Source organism: Bradyrhizobium sp. USDA 327, from assembly GCF_041262065.1.
Lineage (GTDB): Bacteria > Pseudomonadota > Alphaproteobacteria > Rhizobiales > Xanthobacteraceae > Bradyrhizobium > Bradyrhizobium liaoningense.
Genome location: NZ_JBGCCW010000001.1, coordinates 2,840,629 through 2,855,224, shown reverse-complemented (window position 1 = coordinate 2,855,224; position 14,596 = coordinate 2,840,629). Strand labels below are relative to the sequence as shown.

Annotated in this window: 20 protein-coding genes; 7 read left to right on the top strand and 13 right to left on the bottom strand. The window is 59.2% G+C overall.

The window, feature by feature from the left end:
- Positions 1-8: 8 nt before the first annotated feature.
- On the bottom strand, positions 9-1,268 hold the full coding sequence (locus ABIA42_RS13100) for a DNA-packaging protein (protein WP_370113190.1): 1,260 nt from the start codon (positions 1,266-1,268) through the stop codon (positions 9-11).
- The gene (locus tag ABIA42_RS13095) at positions 1,265-1,906 is read right to left on the bottom strand and encodes a hypothetical protein (protein WP_370113192.1); all 642 of its coding nucleotides are present in this window, start codon (positions 1,904-1,906) and stop codon (positions 1,265-1,267) included. The genes ABIA42_RS13100 and ABIA42_RS13095 overlap by 4 nt, the downstream gene beginning before the upstream one ends.
- Before the next feature lie 470 nt (positions 1,907-2,376).
- Between ABIA42_RS13095 and ABIA42_RS13090 the strand changes: the two genes are divergently transcribed.
- The 3 genes from ABIA42_RS13090 (at position 2,377) to ABIA42_RS13080 (ending at position 3,678) form a co-directional block, all read left to right on the top strand.
- Positions 2,377-2,910 carry a hypothetical protein gene (locus tag ABIA42_RS13090; protein ID WP_370113194.1) on the top strand — a complete coding sequence of 178 codons (534 nt, stop codon included), beginning with the start codon at positions 2,377-2,379 and terminating at the stop codon, positions 2,908-2,910.
- A 325-nt stretch (positions 2,911-3,235) separates the two neighbouring features.
- The gene (locus ABIA42_RS13085; protein ID WP_370113196.1) at positions 3,236-3,418 is read left to right on the top strand and encodes a YodC family protein; all 183 of its coding nucleotides are present in this window, start codon (positions 3,236-3,238) and stop codon (positions 3,416-3,418) included.
- Complete coding sequence (locus tag ABIA42_RS13080) at positions 3,415-3,678, top strand: hypothetical protein (protein ID WP_370113198.1); 264 nt, start codon at positions 3,415-3,417, stop codon at positions 3,676-3,678. Before ABIA42_RS13085 ends, ABIA42_RS13080 begins: the two co-directional genes overlap by 4 nt.
- Here the strand turns inward: ABIA42_RS13080 and ABIA42_RS13075 are convergent.
- From ABIA42_RS13075 to ABIA42_RS13055, 5 genes are all read right to left on the bottom strand, one after another.
- Positions 3,675-5,177 carry an AAA family ATPase gene (locus ABIA42_RS13075; protein ID WP_370113199.1) on the bottom strand — a complete coding sequence of 501 codons (1,503 nt, stop codon included), beginning with the start codon at positions 5,175-5,177 and terminating at the stop codon, positions 3,675-3,677. The two genes, ABIA42_RS13080 and ABIA42_RS13075, sit on opposite strands and share 4 nt — an antisense overlap.
- Before the next feature lie 137 nt (positions 5,178-5,314).
- Positions 5,315-5,515, bottom strand: a complete 201-nt coding sequence (locus ABIA42_RS13070; protein WP_370113201.1) for a cold-shock protein — start codon at positions 5,513-5,515, stop codon at positions 5,315-5,317.
- A 28-nt stretch (positions 5,516-5,543) separates the two neighbouring features.
- On the bottom strand, positions 5,544-5,726 hold the full coding sequence (locus ABIA42_RS13065) for a helix-turn-helix transcriptional regulator (protein ID WP_370113203.1): 183 nt from the start codon (positions 5,724-5,726) through the stop codon (positions 5,544-5,546).
- Between the two features lie 153 nt (positions 5,727-5,879).
- The gene (locus ABIA42_RS13060) at positions 5,880-6,449 is read right to left on the bottom strand and encodes a DUF4339 domain-containing protein (protein WP_370113205.1); all 570 of its coding nucleotides are present in this window, start codon (positions 6,447-6,449) and stop codon (positions 5,880-5,882) included.
- A gap of 49 nt (positions 6,450-6,498) precedes the next feature.
- Complete coding sequence (locus ABIA42_RS13055) at positions 6,499-6,714, bottom strand: hypothetical protein (protein ID WP_370113207.1); 216 nt, start codon at positions 6,712-6,714, stop codon at positions 6,499-6,501.
- 520 nt (positions 6,715-7,234) lie between these two features.
- Here ABIA42_RS13055 and ABIA42_RS13050 point away from each other — a divergent pair.
- The 3 genes from ABIA42_RS13050 (at position 7,235) to ABIA42_RS13040 (ending at position 8,125) form a co-directional block, all read left to right on the top strand.
- Positions 7,235-7,402: a hypothetical protein gene (locus ABIA42_RS13050; RefSeq protein ID WP_370113209.1), complete on the top strand. Its 168-nt coding sequence runs from the start codon at positions 7,235-7,237 to the stop codon at positions 7,400-7,402.
- Positions 7,403-7,643: 241 nt separating this feature from the next.
- Positions 7,644-7,967 carry a hypothetical protein gene (locus ABIA42_RS13045; protein ID WP_370113211.1) on the top strand — a complete coding sequence of 108 codons (324 nt, stop codon included), beginning with the start codon at positions 7,644-7,646 and terminating at the stop codon, positions 7,965-7,967.
- A complete protein-coding gene (locus tag ABIA42_RS13040; RefSeq protein WP_370113213.1) occupies positions 7,964-8,125 on the top strand; it encodes a hypothetical protein in 162 nt (53 codons plus the stop codon). Before ABIA42_RS13045 ends, ABIA42_RS13040 begins: the two co-directional genes overlap by 4 nt.
- 147 nt (positions 8,126-8,272) lie before the next feature.
- Here the strand turns inward: ABIA42_RS13040 and ABIA42_RS13035 are convergent, their stop codons facing one another.
- On the bottom strand, positions 8,273-9,673 hold the full coding sequence (locus ABIA42_RS13035) for an IS1182 family transposase (protein ID WP_370114641.1): 1,401 nt from the start codon (positions 9,671-9,673) through the stop codon (positions 8,273-8,275).
- Positions 9,674-9,816: 143 nt separating this feature from the next.
- Complete coding sequence (locus ABIA42_RS13030; RefSeq protein WP_271553015.1) at positions 9,817-10,299, bottom strand: cupin domain-containing protein; 483 nt, start codon at positions 10,297-10,299, stop codon at positions 9,817-9,819.
- A 256-nt stretch (positions 10,300-10,555) separates the two neighbouring features.
- On the opposite strand from ABIA42_RS13030, the gene ABIA42_RS13025 reads away from it, so the two are divergent.
- The gene (locus ABIA42_RS13025; RefSeq protein ID WP_370113216.1) at positions 10,556-11,290 is read left to right on the top strand and encodes an alpha/beta fold hydrolase; all 735 of its coding nucleotides are present in this window, start codon (positions 10,556-10,558) and stop codon (positions 11,288-11,290) included.
- Positions 11,291-11,623: 333 nt separating this feature from the next.
- On the opposite strand, the gene ABIA42_RS13020 is transcribed toward ABIA42_RS13025, so the two are convergent.
- The 4 genes from ABIA42_RS13020 to ABIA42_RS13005 all read right to left on the bottom strand — a co-directional run bounded on the left by ABIA42_RS13020 (position 11,624) and on the right by ABIA42_RS13005 (position 14,506).
- A complete protein-coding gene (locus tag ABIA42_RS13020; protein ID WP_370113218.1) occupies positions 11,624-12,361 on the bottom strand; it encodes a hypothetical protein in 738 nt (245 codons plus the stop codon).
- A gap of 90 nt (positions 12,362-12,451) precedes the next feature.
- Positions 12,452-12,667, bottom strand: coding sequence for a hypothetical protein (locus tag ABIA42_RS13015; protein WP_370113220.1), 216 nt, complete (start codon positions 12,665-12,667; stop codon positions 12,452-12,454).
- Positions 12,668-12,784: 117 nt separating this feature from the next.
- Positions 12,785-12,988, bottom strand: a complete 204-nt coding sequence (locus ABIA42_RS13010) for a helix-turn-helix transcriptional regulator (RefSeq protein ID WP_370113222.1) — start codon at positions 12,986-12,988, stop codon at positions 12,785-12,787.
- A 237-nt stretch (positions 12,989-13,225) separates the two neighbouring features.
- Entirely contained in the window at positions 13,226-14,506 is a 1,281-nt protein-coding gene (locus ABIA42_RS13005) for a tyrosine-type recombinase/integrase (RefSeq protein ID WP_370157137.1), read from the bottom strand.
- Between the last annotated feature and the right edge of the window lie 90 nt (positions 14,507-14,596).

Here is a 14,596-nt window from a genome sequence, read left to right as displayed (position 1 = left end):
TGGCCGGATCAAATCCGCAGCTCCGTGATGATCGTGATGTTCTGCGGCCCGCTCAGCTCGGTCAGCGCCCACACCAGAGCGTCAACACGATCCGGCGAATAACCAACTTTCGCGCGATCGAAATCCGACGTGAACGCGCACATCTGATCTTCGAGCACATCGAACCCGCCGACGTGATGAACCTTACGCTGCTCATAGAGCGCCGCGATCGGCTCCGCGCGCACCACCTTGCCACGGCTGGCGTGCACCGCTTTGAAACTCACACGCGAGTCGAGCGCCCTGATCGTCGCCTCGACCATGGCGCCGCCGTTGTTCACTTCGGCGAGGATCCGGTCGGCCTTCCACCGTCGGTAAGCGTCGATTGCCTTCGCGGCCCACTCGTGCGGCGCGTACCGACCAGAGCAGTCCTCCAGCACGTAGATCGTGCCATCGCGCGCGACGCCGGCAACGATGATTCCGGTCTCGTCCGAGCCTTCGTTGTTTGAGACGGCCGGATCGATCGCCACAACGATGCGGCGCAGTTCGGGCGCAGCCGACACGCGATCGCGGTCCAGCCAATCCAATTGCCAAAGGGCGCCCGGGTTGTCCGAAAGCAGCTCGGCGTTCAGCTCCTGTCGACCGAGGCGCGTCCCTTCGTACCGCTGCCGGACGGCGGCCAGGAACGTCGGCGCAAGGTTCGCTTCGTTCTCAAAGGTCGAGCCGCGCGTCACCACGACGTCCCTGCCCTGACGCGCCAACAGCTCTTTGATCAGCTTGATCGGCCGTGGCGTCGTCGTCACCAGCCAGCGCGGGCGCTTGCCAAGGCGCAGACCAAATTGCAGCATGTCCCAGGTGCCTTGCACGTCGGTCCACGCGGCCAGCTCGTCGGCCCACGCCGCGTCGTGCTCGGGGCCGCGGAGGCGATCGGCTTCCTCACTGGAAAACGTCGTCGCGACCGCACCATTTTGCCAGGTGAGCCGGCGCTTGCTCGATTCGTAGATCGGCCTATTCCATGTCGGCGCGGTGTTGAGCAGCCCCGACACGCCCTCTACCAGCGTATCGCGCGCGTCGGCGGCGGTGGCGGCGACCAGGGCGATGCGGCCAGCCTGCCGGGTCTCGACAAGTTCGTGCACCCACCCTGCCCCGGCTCGAGTCTTGCCCCATCCGCGGCCGGCGAGCGCCAGCCATCCGTTCCAATCGCCCGGCGGCGAGAGCTGGCTGGGACGCGCCTTGGCACGCCATCCGCCGTCCTCCAGTGCGTCGGCGAGCGCGGCGGCAATGCTGGTCATGTGCGGGGCTCCGGTAGCGGTACGGGGCAAGGCGGCGGCAACGGTACCGCATCAATGACCACGGGCGCCCTGCCCGGCGGATGCGGTGTTTCGCTCTGCTCTGCATCGAGCTTTCGCCAGGCGGCAACCACTGCGGCGCGCGCCTCGGGATACGGCGCCAGCGCGGCGAGCTGAGCCGCCTGCACCTTGGCGAAGGCAGGACTATTCACGATCGCCACGTTGTTGGTGACGTTGATGGTGCCTTGCGCGATCGTGGCAATCTCGCCAGTCACCTTGCCGATCTTCTCCAGCACGCCGACGAGCTGCCCTGCGACAATCGCCGCACCGCGGGCGTCGCCGGCCTCGGTGGTCGCCGCAAGCTGCGACATCAGCATCGTGCGCACGGCCCGGAAGTGGTCGAGTACGGAGGCGCCCTCGTCCGCTGCCTTCGCTGCCAGGTCGGCGAGCTGCGCCGGTCCGACCAAATAGGACGCCTTCAGTTCGGCACTGACGTGGTTGTGCCAGTGCCGGCCGATAGCGTCCTTGGACAAACCGAACTTCGTAGCCAGGCTGTCGAGCGAGGCGCCGCCTGCACGCAACAGTTCGATCCGCCAACGCTCGTCGTGAGCGCAGACGGTGCATTTAGGTCCCGTTTTCATCTGCAAAAATCCGGCGCGAATTGCGCCATGTGGCCCGATAGTGGCCCCGGAAAGTGAAATTTCGGTTTCAACTCAAAAATGCAAGGCAATGCAAGCAGTTGAAATTCAGACCCCGTGATTAAATATCGTGAGCGCAGATGAAAGCGGTTGAAACGAAGTGCGACAACGTCGAAAGATCGACGCGGATTGAACGTTAGGCAAGCAGAGTCTCCTACGCCATGCGCGACCCTTGGTTTCCGCTTCTCATCTTGTTGATCGTGCTTGTTGCAATCTGGCTCGGCGTCCTGGGCCCTCTTCCCGGAGGATTCGCAGATTGGCTCCAGCGGTGGCAAACGCTTGCTGCTGCAGGCGTCGCATCGATCGCGGCGTACGTCGCGTTTCAAAATACCACTCGAACACTCCATCATGGGGAAAGGCTGGAGAGACAGAGACGAGACCGCAAGCACGCAGCGGTTCGCGCGGTGCTACCCTTGGCACTTTCCAGCCTTTCTGAATACGCACAGGAGAGTGCCGAGACTCTAGGCAATCTCGTCGATAAATGCGATGATGAGACTCTACCGCGTCTAACAGCAACGGAAGAGCTTGTCCGGCCACTTCCCGCCGATACTCTCAAAACACTGAGTGATTTTATTGAGTACACCGACCACGGCGAAGTCAGGATATTGGAAGCCCTGATCGCAGCAATTCAAGTTCACGACGCCAGACTGCGAGGAATCTATTCGATCAACAATGATCCTAATATCGTTGGGGTGGTAATCCGAGCCGACTTGGAAGGCCGGATAGTGGATGCAGCCAGCATCTACGCTGGCGCAGCTGTGTTCTATAATTACGCGCGACGGCGGAGCAACGAACTACCGACCTCTGTGCCTTGGGAAAATGTCGCCGTTGCCCTCTCAAATATGCGAATATGGGACAGCGAATACCCAAGGGTTTACGAGACTTTGGAACGTCAGCGCTCTTTTTCAACAGGTCCATTCGACCTCCCCTCGGATGGGACGGCGTAAACAAAACGCACACACGCGCAGCCATAGGATCTGAGTGTGTGTGCGAACGATCGGAAGGGACGTAAACGTCCCCCTTTTCCGATTATCGTCTCCGCACAGCGCGCCGAAGTGTGAAGCCATGGAAATTGCGACGGTTTTCCCGACTTTTGCACATACGCACACCGCAAAACGCACATGTGCCAAAACTGTGCGTTCCGAGCGAAAGTAGGCCGGAAAACGCACAGCCCGGTGTGTGCGTTCTGTCCACTTCAAAGTGAAGTTGACGCTTGCGCGTGCAGCGCAACTTTCAGTAGATCGGTAGCGTGTTCAAAACGAGGTGCGAGAGATGGCAGCGAAATTTAACGTCGGTGATGTCGTCGTTCTGAAGTCCGGAGGTCCTAAAATGACGGTCGAGACTGATTTTTTGGACGGTACGGTGCGCACAGTTTGGTTTGCGGGAGCGAAACAAGAGGACGCAATCTTGCGTTACGAGGTCCTTCAACTCGCTTCGGATGATACCAAAAAATGACGACGCCGAGCGAAGTCGCGCAATTTATGCTGGATGAGCTAAAGCGGGTGAGTTTTCTTTACCAAGAACAAGTCGTGCACGACATCCAGCAAAAATTCGGAGACGATTTTGTTTACCTCAACGAAAATGGGAACTATGCGATTTCGAAGAAAGTATTGACTGTCTTTCGGCAGTTGGCGCCAGACGTAGTCTGGGAGCGAGGGGAGCGCATGTGGCGGGAACGCACTGCTTACGACACCGATGGCCGACAGCAGGATTAGCCGCGCGGCAGTGGGATTGGCGGGGTTGGCATCGTCGCCCGTTTCGCGTCGATCGCATTCAGTTCGCGGTCGCCGGTTTGAGTGGTTCGCCACGCGCCAAGCCGCTCGACCACCAGCTTTTCCTTAAGTAGCCGCTTCAGAGCACGCGCCACCTTCGTTTGGTTGGGCGCCATAGCCGTTCCGTATGTCCAGCCAAGCGCTCGCGCCAGATCCGTTGGAGATGAGCCCTGGCGGTCACTGACGGCGCGCAGCACCCGCTCGTTATCGTGATCGGCCCCCTTTTCCACGACGTTGGCTCTATCGCCGCCGACCGGCCGGGCAATGACGGTCGGGATCGTTCGGCCCTTCGTGTCTTTAAGTCTTGGATGATCGCGCACCGTTTCCAGTTCGAAATGCATCGCGGGAAATTCAGGGCCTCGGAATTTGCCTTGCGCGCTGAGAGCGAGCAGCGAGTCGCGACGCTGAACCGCGATATTGCCGTCGACTTCGGCCAGGAATGCGCCGCCGCCGCGCGGGATCAGATCGTCGTCGCCCGCCCGCTTCGTCGGATGGCAGAGCACAATGACGGTTGGCCCGCCCGGTAGTTGCGTGAGGGATCGAAGCTGCCGCGCGTAGGCGCCTGCCTGCGTGTTTGAATTCTCGTCCTCTGAAGAACTGTAGGCCGCCGCGGTGTCGACGATCACCAGAGCAAGGCTCAGCCCTTTGCGGATCACTTCTGCGGTAATGCGCTCGGCGGTCTGATTAAGGTCCATGGCACCCACGAGGAAATGCACGGCCGTGGTGTCTGGGCTGATCCCCATGTCGCGCGTTAACCCGAGCCAGCGCGCCTGCACATCTGTCGGGTTCTCACCAGCGAAATAGAGCGTGGTGCCTTGCTCGACCGCCGCACCGTTGAGCGGCCGACCGGCGGTGACGTGTCCCATTACTCGCATCGCAATCGCTGTTTTACCCGATCCAGTCGCCGCCGTGAGGCTGTAAAAATACCGGCGCTGTAAGATGCCATCGATCAGAAAGTCCGGTGGCTCGTACGCGGCAACGAACTCGCCGGAGGACTTGAGCAGGTCGGGTTGCGGAGCCGCGGATGCTTTCGGGAAGGGAACGATGGTCACCGGTTGCAACTCCGAAATTTGAGGGATGTAGATCATTCCATATTTGGCGTTCCAGGCGTCGACTTGCTCTTGTGTCGCCTGATCGTTAAACGCCTGCCACTCCGCTTTCGCGGTGACGGCGAGTGCACGCTGTGCGGCTACGGCCGCATCGATCTCTTCCCGGACCTGCTTCAACGATTTGGTGAATTTGATTTCCGGCGGCGGTCGGTCCCACCAATCGGGCCGGCCGCACCACAACGGCACTTCCGAAGGCGTGGGGTTGTGACGGCGCTTGCGGCTGGCAAAGTGCCGCGCGGTGGGCGATCCGTTCTGGCGCTTGGCCGCCATCGTTCGCGTAATCGCCGCCTCACCCTCGGGCGAGAGGACGACTTCGATCTCGTTCGTCAACATCGTGGTCTCCATTGGATTTGGAGCCCACGCAACATTTACATTGCGACCGACATCGAAGTGTGGTAGCGGTCAACTCGCGACAGTTTACGACTACCTTTCGACGCCTCTGCAATGCCCGTTGCAGGGGCGTTTACTTTTTAGACGGTCCGCACATTAGCCGCTTGCGGTTTGCCAGTCCGCGAGCCGATCTCAATTTCGAAACCGACGTGCGCTCCGACTTCGAGCGACTTGGTGCCCAGCGGCAGCGCGGAGACGTGGCAGAATACGTCGTGCCCATCGGTGGCGATGAACCCGAAGCCGCGGTCCGAATTCCACTTTTTTACTTGTCCAATCTTCATGTCCGTCTTTCCTTTGGTTGAGAGAGAGCTATGAGCAGGCCGCCGGAGTCGACTCGCGCGCTGCCAACCACTCGGCGGCGGCGGCTTCGCTGATGCGGGTGCTTCGTTTGCCGACCTTCACGACTCGGGGACCGTCGCCGTTGGCGAGCAGGCGATAAAACGTGCGCCGGCAAATGCGGTAGCGTTCGCAGAACTCAGATACGGTCAACATCCTGCCTCCTTGCGTGAACGCAAAAAATCCCGCCGGCGGGCACTCAAGCCGCAGGCGGGTGGATGGCGCAATTATACACGAAAGGCGCGCCGAGTAAACTAATGGCAGGTTAAGGCGCTGATGTGCCGAGTTAACGACCGATTACTTGTCCCATCAGTTGCGCTCTTCTTCGACAATAACTTTGCGTCCTCTAGTGATGAGGACGAAGAGACCGAGCACAAGACTGCCGCAGGTCCAAAGGGAGACAATCAGTCCAGTCCCCATTGTCGTCCCAATAGCAGCACCGGCTCGTCCTGCACTGCTCCCATTCGCCGTCATCGGCAAAACCGTAGACCAGTACGAAAGTAACCAGGCTGCCATTAGGCCGTTGAAGAGAAGAAAAACGATCAAAAACAGCCAGCCGAAAAAACCGCGCTTACGCTTTTCGGTCCGGACGATCCGCGCAGGTTTTGGAGCGTCTGAGCGCGGTTGGGCTCTAATCTGAGGCGGTCGCTGCCCCAACCAGGCGGCGACTTCGGGGACAGATCGTGCAGTTTGCCAATCGGAGAACCCATTTTTCCAAATCAGTGCCGCACCGGGTTCCGAAAGTAAGTTCAAAGCCCGTACTAATTCTTGGATCGATATCGGTCCTAAGGACTGATCGTCGTGGGCATAATACCAACCTTCGCTCATGATGTTGGCCCCGTGCGCTTTCCCAAGGTTGAAGAATGGCGCAAGTGCCACTCTGTTGTCGAGACGTCTTCCGGTAGATGAGTTAACCAGCGACGCGCCTTCACTCGCCCCATGCCGCCGGCAGGCGTGTGCCTGGATAGCTCGCCAAGGTGCGGATCTGATCGGCCGGAATGCCAAGCCCGAATAGGCAAGCCATCAAATCGCGTCGGCTTCCACCGCGGGCGAATGCCTCGACCGCGTCGTCGTATTTGTCCATGTCGTTGAGAGTGCGCAGCGCAACGAAGCCAGGAAAGCTGGCGCGGATTATTTCGAGCATGGTGATGCAACCCCTGTGTGATTCCCCAGAGCATAGAACCACGGGCGCAGCGTCAGGTCAACGAAAATTCGGATTTATGGAAATCGTCAACATGCGATGTAATTTGTCAACGTGAGAGCCAATTATGAGTGCTCGGGAACACTCGGCAACCGTCGGGCTTCGTTCAGCCAATTATTTTATTGATTCGCGTACGACAATGCGCCACACTTTCACTTTCACTGAAGCTTGGTTTTGGGTTGGAGGCGTTAATGCAACAGTCTCAGACGATCCTTTTATCCCAGCGAATTAACGAACTCTCCTCTAAACTTTCGGAACTGGAAGACCTTAGAATTCAGGTCGAAGAAGCCGAGCAACGCGCCCGCACTGCTCGTCGACCACTATCTCGACCGATCGCATTATCGGCTCACACCTAGGCACACACTCTCCACGGGATCTCTCGGTCCCGTCTTGAGCGAGCTGACTTGGCCGTTGTTTTTCGCAGGCGTAAAGCTTGGTCGGGAAAACTATGCAAGCTGGGTTCATGAAGGCGCAGGTCGAAAAACTGCGGACAGATGCGGCCGAGTGCGCGCTCATTCGGGATCTGGCCACCGAGCCTCATAAACGCGAGTTGTTCAACCGATCGGCCGAGCACCTCAACACCCTTGCGGCCGAAGTCGAGAATGCGGTCGAGGCCCAAGAAGGCCGCTAGTTGTTCTGTTTCTTATCTCTCGGATTGAGCAACCGAAGCCGTCGCTCCAGGTCTTCCTTCTTCGCGGCGAGCCTAACGGCGAGAATGTCGTTCACGACCGTATGGAGTCGCCACAGTTCCTCGACAGACATGCTTTCGAATGGCTTTCCTTCCATGAATCCCTCCGACTCAGGCGAGTTCCCACAGCTTGGGCTCACAAGCGAGAGTCGGCAACCCTTTGTAGGTTGGCGCGGAAGGCTACTTGGGTTGGCGACGCGCGCCCTGCTTTACGCAGGCACGGCGGTCCTTCGACGTCCTCGCCGTGGGTGGCGACGATACGCGAGATCTTCCGCTGCATCTGCGAAAGACGAAGTTGGAGCGGCTGCTGGCTCGTCGGCCCGAGGGGATCAGCGTGGCGCCATTCGAGCGCGGCGAAATCGGCCCCGACCTCTACCGGGCCGCCTGCTGTATGGGGCTGGAAGGTATCGTATCCAAGCACCGCGATCGGTCCTACCGCGGCGGCAGGCAAAAACATTGGGTCAAGGTCAAGAACCGGGCTCATCCTGCAATGGAGCGAGAGCTATGACTGAAGACGGCAAGCCCCACGGTTGGCATCCGCGGAGCGAAGGCGATCATTTCATCCGCTGCCCGGCATGCGGCAAGATGCTGGACATGCGCGACCTGAGCAACGTCATTGAGCATCTGCACGGCCAGGAAATCGAGGAAGAGCCGACCTTCCGTTGATTGTCGTGTACTAATAAGTTCGTCAGGTCCGCTTCGCTCTCGATTGTGTTGCAAAACTGGTTTCTGACTTGGGGCGAGCTTGGCTTTTGAGTTTCGGCGGTTTTTTTGGGTACGGGGTGTCGGCGGTTTCCGTTTTGCTGGTGGATTTCAGCACGCGACTGCCAGTTGTGGCGGAGGACGGCAGATTAGCTTGGCCAGCCGCCTCAGGTTCTGCGCGGTGGCTGTGAGCAGCACTTCGTCCCTGACGCCATTCAGGCCCCGCAGCCGAAGCCGGTCGAGCCTGAGAATGCGCTTCATATGAGCAAACCGCATCTCGACCTTTTTGCGCTCGCGGCGCGATTGCTCGAAGGCTTCCGTATTGGCCAGCGCACGGACATGATCGCGCACATCTTCGTTGACGTCGCGGGTAATTTTGCGCACGACCGCCGTCGTGCATTTGGGCTTCAAGGCGCAGCCAGAGCAATCGCTCTTGCTGGCCCTGTAGTAAACGATGTGACCTTGATCGATATTGCCGGTGCTGGTCAGTTCCGCGCCACCCGGGCAAACATAGACATTGCGCTTCTGGTCGAAGACGAAGTCCGCTCGGTTAAAGGTGCCATCGGGGCGTGCCGACTTGTCCCACACCGGAACGTGCGGCGTGATCTTGCGATCCACCAGCCATTTGAGCAGTCTGACCGCGCCGTAAGCCGTGTCGCCTGCCAACCTTTTGGGGCGCAGATCGAAGCGACGCTCAACGCGGTCCACCATGATCTGGGTGACAGCAATCTCAACCGCACGGTTCGCGCGCGTGCCTACCGCATCGAGGATGATCCCGGCCTTGTTGTCGATCAGATAGTTCGCATCATAAGCAAAGAATGGATCCACGCCCGGCCTCGTAACCCATGTTGCTTGCGGATCGGTGAGCGAGACTTCCTTGGGAGGCTTGCGGCGACGGCTGCCTTCACTTGAACCGCCGCCGTCTTCATCGCTGTCCTTATCGCTATTGGCGGCATCAAGCGCTGCGATGTACTCCCGAACCGCATGGGATGCTTCCTCCGCCTTTGGCCAGGTAATAGGCTGGTCGCCGGGAAGTCGCCTAGTCTTGTTCACATCTGCCTTGATCAGGCTCGCATCGACTGAGAACGCTTCGCCTCCGACCAGCCCCGCCGAAATACACAGCGTCACTACACGCTCAAAAACCCGGCGTAAGGCATCGCTCTCACGGAAGCGTTCGCGCCGCGCCCGGCAAAACACCGAGTGATCAGGGATATGATCCTCGATGCCGAGCTTGCAAAACCATCTGTAAGCCAGATTGACCTGGACCTCGGCGCAGAGCCGACGCTCGGAACGAAGTGCAAATACGTAGCCCAAGACCAGCATCCGGATCATGAGCACCGGATCAATCGAAGGCCGGCCAGTGTGCGAGTAGAACGGAGCGAGCTCGTTGTGCACCCAACTCAGGTCCAGCAAACCGTCGATTTGTCGTACCAAGTGATCAGCCGGCACCACCCTGTCGAGATCAAAGGAGTAAAAGAACTGGCCCTGACCGCTCTCCTGCCGCCCTAACATCCGCTGCTCCCGCAAATGCCGCCTCAAACCAACGGAATCACGGTTCGCGAGTCGCCTCAACTGGAGTTTTGCAACACAATCCTCTCCGAAGCCGACGTGCCGTATGTCGCTCTTGGGGCCAACAGCGGAAATGAGCCCGAACATCATTTTTGCTTCCGCGGATCATCCTCGGGATTTAGGTAGTCGATACCTGTTGGTCCGACCCCGGTAATCTCAAAGATCACTTCCTCGTCTCTCGTTTCGGCAAACTGCCAAACCTTGGGCGGCACATGCGAAAACGTCCCGGGTGGAAAGCTCAAGAGTTTCGATGTGTCGACCTTGTCACCGAGCGCTGAATAATATGTCCCCGAAATGATAACGCGAACGCGCTCGTCAGGGTGAGAGTGCACTGGCATTTTGGAATTTGCCGGCACCTTGAGGCGAACAGTATACAGGCCAGGCTTGCCCGGATTGCCGTGGAGAACCGTAGTTTGCGTCCCCTTTGGCATAGAGGGGATTGGTGCCCATCTAATGTCGCTCGACGTCACGCGTTTGTATTCAAGCGAACTATCTTCTGCCAGAACTGTACAAATTTCGCTCGTGGCAAGTATGGCCATCAAACAGACTATGGTCTTGAAAATGCGCATCTCGTGCTCCATTCGGACTCTTAAGGACGGGCAATCGCGAAGAATATTGGGACGACGGCATCGAGTTGCATCACCCTAACGGGTGACAGTTGTGATGTCTGCATACCTTGTCACTTTGGTGGCATCTCTTTATGATCAACTACTAGTAGTTACCCGGCAGAGGGAGATACGCGTGATGAGAAACTCTCACGTTACTCGCCGCCGCATGCTTCGCAGCGCTGCAGCTGGCGGTCTCGCGGCCGTAGCGGCTTCCGGCATGATCGGTGCCGCCCGTGCCCAATCGGCGCGAAAGACCTTCGTCTTGGTCAGCGGAACTTATTGTGGCGGCTGGATCTGGCACCGGGTCACGGACCGGCTCGAACAGAGCGGCCACAAAGTATTCGCTCCATCCCTGACGGGTCTAGCAGAACGCTCGCATTTGCTGAGCAAGGACATCAATCTTGACACCCACATTGCCGACGTCGTCAATCTGGTCCAATGGGAGAGCCTCGAGAATATCTGCCTTGTGGCGTGGTCCTATGCTGGCTTCGTAGGCGCAGGCGCACTCGAAAGCATTGGCGGTCGCGTCTCCTCAATCGTGTGGCTTGATGCCTTTCTGCCGACCGACGGACAGAAGGTGCCGGACCTCTCGGCCGAAGCGGTTCGTAAGGCCGTGCAGTCGGCTGTCGAAACGAGCACGGCAGGCTTTGGTCCGCCGAAGTTTGGGGTGATTGCTGTCGCTGAACGTGATCAGCCATTCGTACAGTCCAAGGTGACAGCGCATCCGGTCGGCACGTATCTCCAGCCGATCAAACTTTCTGGGGCGCTCGAAAAGGTTGCAAAGAAAACTTACATCCGCCTTCCGAAATTTCCGCAGCCAGTTTTCGATAAGGCACTGGCAGACTGCAAAGGCAACAAGTCTTGGGCCACATTCGAACTGCCGGACGTTGGGCACATGGCCATGCTCGATGCACCGGACCGCCTGAGCCAGTTGATACTGCAAGCCGCGTGAGATCGACCTCCCCAAACGTAAGGTGCAGACATCACGCCGGAATGCGTATGTCTGCCTTGGGTCACAGGCGGCTGAACGCCGACTTCCGCATTGCTTTCGGTGGCCGACGTTTATGAGTACGTACCAGGGGGTGCCTTAGTTGGATCGGATCTGGCTCCGAAAGCCCCAGAAAGCGACGGCCAAAAGGCCAACCGCGCCGACTGCCAACATCACCAGAATAACTTCCAGCATGACGAATCAGTCTCCGACTCGACTGAGGATACACCGAGGCGAAAATTTGTCATGGCAGCAAGAGCCGGCTTTCTCGGCTCCGGTGCATGTCGGTCAACGAGATCACTCCGCTGCGACCACGAGCGAGCCGAGCACGTTCAGCGCTTCGGGCTCGCGACGCCGATACAGCTCGTCGAAATCTGCGCCCACATCGATCAGCAGTGGGTCGACCAATGGTTTTGCCCACACACGAAAATCAGTCTCGTGCGCCACTTCCGCGGCGGATCGAATCTCCTTGTCGGCCACACGGATAAGTTCGTCAGCCAGCTCCATCGCTGCTACGTCCGCGGCAATCTTGGCCAGTTCGGCGCCGTGCGTTTGGCGTAGCATCGCATTCACCAGTTCGCCGTGGACGCTCTCCGGCACGCCGGATAGTTCTGCGGGCGCCCGCGCCACCGCTGCGGCGATCTCAGGATGCAACCGCTGCGCGCGGTCGCGCTGCTCCTGCGGAAGGCCGCGCACGTAGGCTCTATATTCCTGGTCCTGCAAAACGCCCGCGAGATCGTCCTTTTCGCGTCCCGGCAGCTTGGGCAGTGAGGATTTGATATCGGCGCGCAACTTCCGCAGCGCGACTCTCGCTTGCGCATTGGACTGGACGAACGTCGATATCTCGTCGCGCTTGGCGGCTTTCTTGCCGAGGTCGTTGAGGTGTTCCCAATTCGACGACTTTGCGGCGCCGGCAGCCTCTTCTTTCGCGCCGTTTTTGATGCCGAGTTGAACTCGCATAATGTCGCCGACCTTCTTCTGCACGGGGCGGCTGTTGTCGAGTTGATTGATGTAGTCGACGAAAAATTTGGACATGTGTTCTCGATCCTCTTTTTGCTGATGCGGAGGATCAGGCGGCGAATTCGACGCGGCCGGCCGCTTCTGCGGACCGAATGGCCTGATCGATCATCTCGGTGGCAGGCTCGAAGCGGCATCGATCGCAGCGATATCGGCGCCTACTTGGCGCAGATTGGAGAATTTCGCATCGACTCGTTGGTGGTGGTGTCGAAGGTTGGTCGTGAAGGACGCGACCAGGCCCACATCGTTGCCGCGGTGATTCAGAATCTCTTGCTGAATGTTGGCGCGGAGGCCGGCGAGGATGGTGTCGAGTTCGTTCTGCATTGTGAATGTTCCTTGTGAGGTTTGAATTGTGGGGCTGCGGGGCTGGGAGAGTTCAAGGCATCGCCCGCCCCGCGCCACGAGACCGCCGATGGCCCCACCGGCGGCCGGAGCGAAGAATTAGGCGGCGATCGGCTGACGGCGCGCTGCAATACGCGCGGCGATCCACTCGTCAATTTCGGCTTCGAGCCAGGCAATACGCTGCGCGGAAAGCCTCACGCGCTTGGGAAACTTCCCTGCCCGCTCAAGGCGCCAAAGCTGAACTTTGGAGTAGACGATCCCTTTGGGCGAAAGGCCCTCGTAGGCGATCAATTGCTGCGACACGGCGGTATGCTCCGGGATATCGCTCGCCGCCAATAAAAAAGGCCGGGCGAGCGCTTGTTGCGCTTGTCCCGACCCATCCCGGATCGCTCGGCCCTACTCACTAGCGAGACCATCCCGGTCTCTCGTCGACCATCTCGGTCTACGATTTAAAGCTAGCCCCTCAAGGCTTGGATAGCTCTATTCTGCCGCACGAAGGTTAATGAAACGTTGCGAATTGCACTGAATTACCCGACCGCTTCAGCGCGCATCGGTACGACGTTGTCGGCCGGCGGGGTTTAGGATCATATCCAGCATGGACGCCAACGCCTCGAACGCCTTGCGCTTCTCGTCCAAGTATTCATATCGGTCATAGGTTTCGCGGACGCCGCCGATGACGTGACCCATGCAACGCTCGGCGTGGTCGGCATCGACCTTGGCCCGGCTCATGAGGCTGCGGCCGGTGCGGCGCAGGTCATGAAGCTGCCACTGCTTCATGGGCGCCCTACCCTCCGCCTTGCGGATCTTTGAAATGATCGCGTCGAGTTCTTTCTTAGCCTTGCTGAACCCGCTGAACGGCTTGGCGCCATCCAACTGGCCGCCCGCCGTCGTTGTCGAGAACACAAACCAAGAGTTTCCCTTGCAACCGGCCGGCTTATCGCCGATCAGCTCGCGGAGCGCGGACGTGATAGGAATGACGTGATCCTGCTTGTTCTTGTAACGGGAACCCGGAATGATCCACAGATCGCTTTCCAGCTCGTCGGTGTGCATCCGCGCGGACTCGTTCCGACGGGTCATCGCGAGCAACAGAGATTTTACGTAACGCGGATAGCAGGTCGGCTGCTCCATCTGGTCGAGAGCCGTCCACACGTCCCGAATTTCATCATCAGCCAGGGTACGCTTGCGCGCGCGCTCTTTGGGTTTCGTCTTGGACATGCCACGGACGATTGGCGATTTGAACTCGTCGTCCTGCACCATTTGCCAGTTGAAAGCCTTCCGGACGTGCGCCAGCACCCTGTCAGCCATGACCGGTCCGCTGTCCGCTTTGATCTCGTTGAGCATAGCCGCGATGTCGCTGCGCTTTAGGTCATAGATCGACTTTTCCCCGATCCGGGGCCGAACGTGGTTCTTAAACGCAGCCTTGACCTGATCGCCGCTCCGAAGCCCCTCCACGTGGTCTTTCTCGAAGGCGTCGAGCACGGCATTGACGGTCATTGCGTCCTTGGCAACCTGCGACCGCCGCTGTTCCGCTTCAACGTTGGCGGGATCCTTGCCCTCGCCGATCAGCTTCAGCCAGCCCCGCGCCTTCTCCCGGGCATCGGCAAGCTCGGTCTCTCCTACCTTTCCGATCTCGCGCCGGCTCGCGCTGGTCTCACCGGGGTAGCGGGTCCGGAGCACGAACGTTTTGGCGCCCTTTTCGGTCACACGCACGCCGAAGCCCGGGACGACTGAGTCGGCCACCCAAAGGCGCCCTGCCGCGGGTGCCTTCAACCGAGTGATCATGGTGGCGGTAAGCTCTTTGCGGTGCTTCTTGGCAGGCATGGGGCCACTCCGGGGCCACAAGAATCTGAAATAGCGCGCAGCCCGATGAAATCCATTGTTAGCGCATTAAGGCGCAAATATCAACAGTTT

Coding starts and splice junctions, on each gene's coding strand:
- ABIA42_RS13025 (WP_370113216.1), top strand. CDS start 10,556: ATGATCGGTGCCGCCCGTGCCCAATCGGCGCGAAAGACCTTCGTCTTG.
- ABIA42_RS13050 (WP_370113209.1), top strand. CDS start 7,235: ATGAAGGCGCAGGTCGAAAAACTGCGGACAGATGCGGCCGAGTGCGCG.
- ABIA42_RS13095 (WP_370113192.1), bottom strand. CDS start 1,906: ATGAAAACGGGACCTAAATGCACCGTCTGCGCTCACGACGAGCGTTGG.
- ABIA42_RS13020 (WP_370113218.1), bottom strand. CDS start 12,361: ATGTCCAAATTTTTCGTCGACTACATCAATCAACTCGACAACAGCCGC.
- ABIA42_RS13080 (WP_370113198.1), top strand. CDS start 3,415: ATGACGACGCCGAGCGAAGTCGCGCAATTTATGCTGGATGAGCTAAAG.
- ABIA42_RS13030 (WP_271553015.1), bottom strand. CDS start 10,299: ATGCGCATTTTCAAGACCATAGTCTGTTTGATGGCCATACTTGCCACG.
- ABIA42_RS13100 (WP_370113190.1), bottom strand. CDS start 1,268: ATGACCAGCATTGCCGCCGCGCTCGCCGACGCACTGGAGGACGGCGGA.
- ABIA42_RS13075 (WP_370113199.1), bottom strand. CDS start 5,177: ATGTTGACGAACGAGATCGAAGTCGTCCTCTCGCCCGAGGGTGAGGCG.
- ABIA42_RS13015 (WP_370113220.1), bottom strand. CDS start 12,667: ATGCAGAACGAACTCGACACCATCCTCGCCGGCCTCCGCGCCAACATT.
- ABIA42_RS13070 (WP_370113201.1), bottom strand. CDS start 5,515: ATGAAGATTGGACAAGTAAAAAAGTGGAATTCGGACCGCGGCTTCGGG.
- ABIA42_RS13055 (WP_370113207.1), bottom strand. CDS start 6,714: ATGCTCGAAATAATCCGCGCCAGCTTTCCTGGCTTCGTTGCGCTGCGC.
- ABIA42_RS13085 (WP_370113196.1), top strand. CDS start 3,236: ATGGCAGCGAAATTTAACGTCGGTGATGTCGTCGTTCTGAAGTCCGGA.
- ABIA42_RS13040 (WP_370113213.1), top strand. CDS start 7,964: ATGACTGAAGACGGCAAGCCCCACGGTTGGCATCCGCGGAGCGAAGGC.
- ABIA42_RS13005 (WP_370157137.1), bottom strand. CDS start 14,506: ATGCCTGCCAAGAAGCACCGCAAAGAGCTTACCGCCACCATGATCACT.
- ABIA42_RS13065 (WP_370113203.1), bottom strand. CDS start 5,726: ATGTTGACCGTATCTGAGTTCTGCGAACGCTACCGCATTTGCCGGCGC.
- ABIA42_RS13035 (WP_370114641.1), bottom strand. CDS start 9,673: ATGTTAGGGCGGCAGGAGAGCGGTCAGGGCCAGTTCTTTTACTCCTTT.